Source organism: Micromonospora sp. NPDC049580, assembly GCF_040675595.1.
GTDB lineage: Bacteria > Actinomycetota > Actinomycetes > Mycobacteriales > Micromonosporaceae > Micromonospora.
This window is the reverse complement of the sequence record NZ_JBFAPG010000399.1, coordinates 1-5,863: the sequence shown is the minus strand read 5'-3', so window position 1 is coordinate 5,863 and position 5,863 is coordinate 1. Positions and strand designations below refer to the sequence as shown.

7 protein-coding genes and 1 pseudogene are annotated in these 5,863 nt (G+C 73.0%); 1 reads left to right on the top strand and 7 read right to left on the bottom strand.

Annotation, left to right across the window (positions count from 1 at the left end; translation table 11 throughout):
- Positions 1-63: 63 nt before the first annotated feature.
- Genes AB0J68_RS25145 through AB0J68_RS25130 form a run of 4 tightly spaced genes read right to left on the bottom strand, consistent with a single transcriptional unit; the run spans position 64 to position 2,839 of the window.
- Positions 64-1,092, bottom strand: a complete 1,029-nt coding sequence (locus tag AB0J68_RS25145) for a tetratricopeptide repeat protein (RefSeq protein ID WP_355064989.1) — start codon at positions 1,090-1,092, stop codon at positions 64-66.
- A gap of 10 nt (positions 1,093-1,102) precedes the next feature.
- Positions 1,103-1,585 (bottom strand): 2-C-methyl-D-erythritol 2,4-cyclodiphosphate synthase, encoded by a 483-nt coding sequence (gene ispF, locus AB0J68_RS25140; protein ID WP_354857446.1) that lies wholly within the window; start codon positions 1,583-1,585, stop codon positions 1,103-1,105.
- A 16-nt stretch (positions 1,586-1,601) separates the two neighbouring features.
- The gene (ispD, locus tag AB0J68_RS25135; protein ID WP_363940641.1) at positions 1,602-2,297 is read right to left on the bottom strand and encodes a 2-C-methyl-D-erythritol 4-phosphate cytidylyltransferase; all 696 of its coding nucleotides are present in this window, start codon (positions 2,295-2,297) and stop codon (positions 1,602-1,604) included.
- 56 nt (positions 2,298-2,353) lie between these two features.
- Positions 2,354-2,839, bottom strand: coding sequence for a CarD family transcriptional regulator (locus AB0J68_RS25130; protein WP_088950500.1), 486 nt, complete (start codon positions 2,837-2,839; stop codon positions 2,354-2,356).
- 327 nt (positions 2,840-3,166) lie between these two features.
- Between AB0J68_RS25130 and AB0J68_RS25125 the strand changes: the two genes are divergently transcribed.
- A complete protein-coding gene (locus AB0J68_RS25125; RefSeq protein ID WP_363940640.1) occupies positions 3,167-3,844 on the top strand; it encodes a hypothetical protein in 678 nt (225 codons plus the stop codon).
- A gap of 9 nt (positions 3,845-3,853) precedes the next feature.
- On the opposite strand, the gene AB0J68_RS25120 is transcribed toward AB0J68_RS25125, so the two are convergent.
- From AB0J68_RS25120 to AB0J68_RS25110, 3 genes and pseudogenes are all read right to left on the bottom strand, one after another.
- Positions 3,854-4,486, bottom strand: coding sequence for a hypothetical protein (locus AB0J68_RS25120; protein ID WP_363940639.1), 633 nt, complete (start codon positions 4,484-4,486; stop codon positions 3,854-3,856).
- Between the two features lie 32 nt (positions 4,487-4,518).
- Positions 4,519-5,577 carry a type III polyketide synthase gene (locus tag AB0J68_RS25115; RefSeq protein WP_363940638.1) on the bottom strand — a complete coding sequence of 353 codons (1,059 nt, stop codon included), beginning with the start codon at positions 5,575-5,577 and terminating at the stop codon, positions 4,519-4,521.
- Between the two features lie 85 nt (positions 5,578-5,662).
- Positions 5,663-5,863 (bottom strand): annotated as a pseudogene (locus AB0J68_RS25110) (acyl-CoA dehydrogenase); the annotation flags it as partial.

Below are 5,863 nucleotides of genomic sequence, written 5' to 3'. Positions count from 1 at the left end.
CCTGGGCGAGCTAGGCGACGCTGGTGATCTTTTCGGGTTACGCCGTGGGTCGGGTTGGTTGGGTCAGCGGAAAGCTGTTCTGGTGAAGATGGCGAACTCGGCTATCGCGGTGGCGACGATCGCCAGCACCAGCGGCCACGGCGAGCCGACCACCGCGTACACGAGCAGCAGCGCCGGCGCGGCGGCCACCGCGTAGATCGCCAGGGCCATCGTGCGGTCCGCGTGCAGCATGGCGGGCAGGACGGTCCGGGTGAGCCCCGGCAGCCGCGCCGCGAGCTGCCAGACCACGACGCCGCCGGTGAGGGCCGCGAGCACCGCCAGGACACGGGAGAATCCGTCGCTCGTCGAGGCCGCGAACGCCACCACCACCGCGGCGACCAGGGACCAGCCCGCGCCGTAGAGCACCAGGCGGTGCAGGCCGTACGCGAGGGTCCGCGGGGAGTCGATCCGGCTCGGGCCGATCGCCACCGCTTCCGCCACGTGCTCCAGTGCCTCGGACCAGCGGCGCTGCTCCAGGTGCAGGACACCGACGTCGTGCCCGACCTCGGTGAGGCGCGGATCGAGCCGTAGCGCCTCCCGGTAGGCCCGCTCGGCCAGGTCGAACAGCTCCAGTCGGGCCGCGACCAGGCTGAGCACCAGGTGCGCCTGCGCCTCCTGCGGGGCCAGCTCAACCCCACGCCAGGCCGCGTTCAGCGCCGGCTGCCCGTTGCGCGAGTCGGCCAGGATCGCCGCCGCGCTGCGCTGGGCGTACGCGTCGGTCGGCCCGAGCGCCAGGAGCCGGTCGGCGGTGGTCGCCGCATCGGCGTAGCGCCCCAGGTCGACCAGTGCCATGGCCCGGACGACGAGCGCCGGCAGTGCCTCCGGCGCGGCGGCCACGGCCGCGTCGGCGGCGGCGAGCGCGTCGACCGGCCGGTCGGCGACGAGATGCACCCGGGCCAGCATGGTGAGGGCTTGCGAATCCGCGGGCTTCAGCGCGAGCCCTTCGGTCAGCTCACCGGCCGCCTCGTCGTGGCGTCCCAGCTCGGCGAGGAGCTGAGCGCGTTCGAGATAGCCGTCGCCGGCGAACTGGTCGGGGGCGGGTTCGGTGGACATCGCGGCGAGCCTAGGCGGCCGGCGCGTCGTACACCAGGGCCACCGCGATGCCCGCCAGACCTTCCTCCCGGCCGGTGAAACCGAGCCCGTCGGTGGTCGCGGCGGAGACGGTGACCGGGGCGCCGGCGGCGTCGGAGAGCACCTGCTGGGCCTCGTCCCGACGGCGGCCGATCTTGGGACGGTTGCCGACGATCTGCACGGAGACGTTGCCGATCTCCAGGCCGGCCGCCCGCACCCGGCGGGCCGTCTCGGTCAGCAGCGCCACGCCGGACGCCCCGGACCACTCCGGCTGGTCCACCCCGAAGGCGGCGCCGAGATCACCGAGGCCGGCGGCGGAGAGCAGCGCGTTGCAGGCGGCGTGGGCGGCGACGTCGGCGTCCGAGTGCCCGGCGAGACCGTCCTGGTCGGGCCAGAGCAGCCCGGCGACCCAGCAGGGCCGGCCCGGCTCGAACGCGTGCACATCGGTGCCGATGGCGACCCGAGGAACGATCATGAACAGAGGTTACGCGTCAGCCGTCGGCGGCGAGCAGGTGCTCCGCCAACGCCAGGTCGAACGGACGGGTGATCTTCAGGGCGTACTCCGAGCCGGGCACGCAGCTCACGGCGATGCCCTGCTTCTCGACCAGGCCGGCGTCGTCGGTGAGCGGGTCGCCGGCCGCGGCATGCGCGGCGGTCAGGACGGACCGGCGGAAGCCCTGCGGGGTCTGCACCGCCCGGAGGGCAGCTCGGTCGACGGTGCCCAGCACCACCTCGTCGGCGCCGACCTCCTTGATCGTGTCGACGACCGGCAGGACGGGAACCACCGCGGCCCGGCCACCCCGGACCGCGGCGGCGACCGATTCGACCAACTCGGGCGGGGTCAACGCACGGGCGGCATCGTGCACCAGGATGATCGTCGGGCCGGCCGGCACCGCTGCCAGCGCGGCGGCGACCGAAGCCTGCCGCTCGGCGCCACCGGGCACCACTATCACCGGCGCCACCGGAGCCAGCAGCTCACGGACACCCGCCACCTCGGCCGCGGGCGCGGCCACCACGATCGTGTGCACCGACGCGGCGGCGGCGAGCCGGCGTACGGCGTGCACCAGCAGCGGCTCGCCCGCGAGCAGGCGCAGCGCCTTGGGTCGGCCGGGACCGAGCCGTACGCCGGCACCCGCCGCAGGCACAAGGACCGCGACGTCACCGCGCGGGTTGAGCTGCGCGGTCACGTCGCGGTCCTCGGTGGTTTCTTCGCTACGAAGTGGGTACGACGATGCTGTGCGGACTAGGCCTCGGTGAGGACCTTGTCGAGCAGCGTCTCCGCCTCGTCCTTGGTGCTCTTCTCAGCCAGCGCGACCTCGCCGACGAGAATGTCGCGGGCCTTGGCCAGCATCCGCTTCTCGCCTGCGGAGAGGCCCCGCTCCCGCTCCCGGCGCCACAGGTCACGCACGACCTCGGCGACCTTCAGCGGGTTGCCGGAGGCCAGCTTTTCCAGGTTGGCCTTGTAACGCCGCGACCAGTTGGTCGGCTCCTCGGTGTGCGGAGCCCGGAGAACGTCGAAGACCTTACCGAGGCCCTCTTCGCCGACCACCTCACGGACGCCCACGATCTCGGCGTTCTCGGCGGGCACCCGGACCGTCAGGTCACCCTGCGCAACCCTCAGGACGAGGTATTTCTTAGGCTCGCCCTTGATGATCCGAGTCTCGATTGCCTCGATGAGTGCGGCCCCGTGGTGGGGGTAAACAACGGTCTCGCCGACACTGAAAACCATAGGTTCGAAACCCCTTTCGCTGTGTCTAGGGTAACACGCTCAGGCAACGATGTCTCACCGATGTCCTGACCGTTGGCGCAGCTCAGGGGCCCTGTGAGAGGTCTTTCTTCAGCTTGACAGGCGGTCAAACCGATGGTTTGAACACGCTCCGTAACGCACGGATTACTTCCCGATGCGGGTGAACAGAACGTCGAGATCAAGGGCTATGCGCTCCCCCATGGTATCCCGCCCAGCGGAAACGCGCCCAGGTGTAGCGGGAGCTGCCCCCGGTGCGGGACGCTGGAGTCCGAGTCACACGCCGCTCTCGAGACGCTTCCTGGGGGTCCGATGGGCAAGCCGGACGCAGAGGGCCACGGGCCGCCCGACGGCCTGCCCGACCTGCCACCCGAGTGGGGCCGCATCGTCGTCCCCGACGACGCCTCGACCCTGGCGAGTGAGGCCGCCGAGGTGCGCCGCGAGCTGCGCCGGGCGGCCGGCCACCACACCGGGCACCGCGCCCTCACCCTGCCGCTGCTGGTCCTGTTGGTGGCGGTGCTCACCACCCTGACCGGCCTGGTCGCCGTGACCTGGCCCCGCGCCGGCCGGGGCACCGACCGACCCACCCCGGCGCCCTCCACGCCACCCGTGGCGCTCGCCGGTCAGGCGCTGCCCGCGCTGGACCTGGTCGATGCCGGGCAGGCGCCGGTGCCGCTGCGCGGCCTGCTGCCCGCCATGATCATCCTGGTGGACGACTGCGGCTGCCCGGACGTCGTCACGGAGGCCGTGGCGGCGGCGCCCGCCGGCGTCACCGTCGTCACGGTGACCGAACAACGGGCTGTCGCCACCTCACCGCCGGTCAACGGCGTCCGGGCGCTGGCCGATCCCGCTGGCGGGCTGCGCTCGTTCCTGGGCTCCAGCGCCGCGAACGCGCTGCTTGTCGACCGCACCGGCGTGGTGACCCGGGTGCTGTCGGACCCGGGACCGGTCGAGGCGTACCAGGACGACCTGAGCGCCCTGGCCGGCTGAGCGGTCGTCCTACGACGGGGGCAGCGCGACGAGCTGCGCCTGGACGTCGATGGGCTTGTCACCGACGGCCGACAGGGACACCCGGAACGGCCCGTCGGTGGGCACCACCTCAGCGGAGGCGAGCGTGCCGTCGCAATCGATGCGCGGCGGGCCGGCGAGCTCGGCCCCGGTGCTCGTCACCGCCAGCGTGCCCGGCCGGGTGCACCGGTACTGCAGCAGATAGCGGGAGCCGTCGCCGGACGACTGACGCGTCAGCCCCTGGCCGGGGGTCAACTCCCGCTGCTCCCGCCAGATCGTGGCCCGGAACGAGAGCAGGTCACTCCCAGGAGAGAGCACGCCCTGATCGTCGCCGAGGTCGACGACCGTGCCCGTCTCCGGGTCGACCAGCGGGGGGCGGCCCTCCACCCGGACGGCCTCGCCCGTCTCGGGATCCACCCGCAGCGTCACCCGTCCCTCGGGCACGCCACGGGCCAGGACACGCTCCAGCTCGGTGCTGACGCTCGGCTCGGCGCTCGGTACGCCCACCGGCCCGGCCGCCGGGGTTGGCGCGGCGGCACGCCACCACCAACCGCCGACCGCCAGCGCGGCCAGGGTCACCCCGGCCAGCACCGCCGACCGCAGCCGGTCGTCCGCCGCATCCATGTGGTGAGCGTACCGGTCGGGTCGAGAGGCGCTCAGTCCTGTCGATCGAGCAGGGCGGCGTACAGGGTGAGGCCCGGACCGAACGCCAGCATGACGACCCGTCGGGGCGCCTGCGTCGAACGACTCAACCGGTCCAGGATCAACAGGACGGTCGGCGACGAGCAGTTGCCGTGCTCGTCGAGCGTCGCCCGGGACGCGGCCAACGCCTCCGGCGGCAGGGCCAACTCCCGCTCGACCACGTTGAGAATGCGCGGCCCACCCGGATGCACCGCCCAGCCGTCCACGTCGGAGCTGACGCCGCCGTGCCGGGCCAACAGGTCGTCCACCAACCCGCGAACGTGCCGGGAGAGGACCTGCGGCACCTTCGGCGACAGCCCCATCCGGAACCCCGCGTCGGTGACGTCCCAGGTCATGTGGTCGGCGGTCGAGGTGTCGGTGACCGACGTGACCTCGCGCAACGCGTACCCCCGGCCGTCGGGCACCACCACGGCGGCGACCGCGGCGTCCGAGAAGAGCGCGTGCGACACGATCTGCTGGGTGTCCACCCGGGCGGTGGACGGCTGGATGTGCAGGCTGGTCAGCTCCGCGCAGAGCAGCAGCGCCGGCCGGCCCCGGGCGGTCACGAAGTCACTCGCCGCCCCCAACCCCGGAAGCGCCGCGTAGCAGCCCATGTGGCCGACGAACATCCGCTGCGTGTCCGGTGCCATGCCCAGGTCGCGGGCGAGCAGGATGTCCAGCCCCGGGGTGGCGTACCCGGTGCAGGAGCAGACGATGAACAGCCCGATGTCGCTGGCGTCCAGACCGGCCGCCGTCAGCGCACGCCCCACCGCCTCCTTGCCGAGCGGCAGCGCCTCCACCTGGTAGCGACGCATCCGGCGCTCGGTCGGCCAGTCCGAGACGTCCTCGATCAGCGGGTTGACCGCGGCCTGGCGGCGGGTCACCCCCGAGTTCGCGAAGATCCGCTGAGCCAACGACCGGGTGGTGCCGGAGAAGTGCCGGGAGAAGAAGCCCTCCCACAACTCGTCCTGCGAAGCGGACGGCGGCTGCGCTGTCCCGAGCCCCGCGATCACTGGTACGGACACGATCCCCACCTCTCGTCAGACGCTGTCCTCCCCCTGGCCGTCCCACCAGCCACCTCGGCCGGCCCCTCCCCCGTACGTGTGCCGCCGCGCGGGCTCACCAACGCGGTGCCGATCCGTCGCGGTCCGGGTCCCCGCCCAGAGCGGCGATCCCCAGCCAGTCGGCGCAGACGTCCGAGGTGGCCGGGTGCAGTGAGCCGCAGCGGGCGTCCCGGTAGAGCCGCTCCAACGGATGACCACGCCGGGCACGGCCGCCGCCACCGCGCTGATCTGCGGGTACGGACTCCTCGCCGCACGT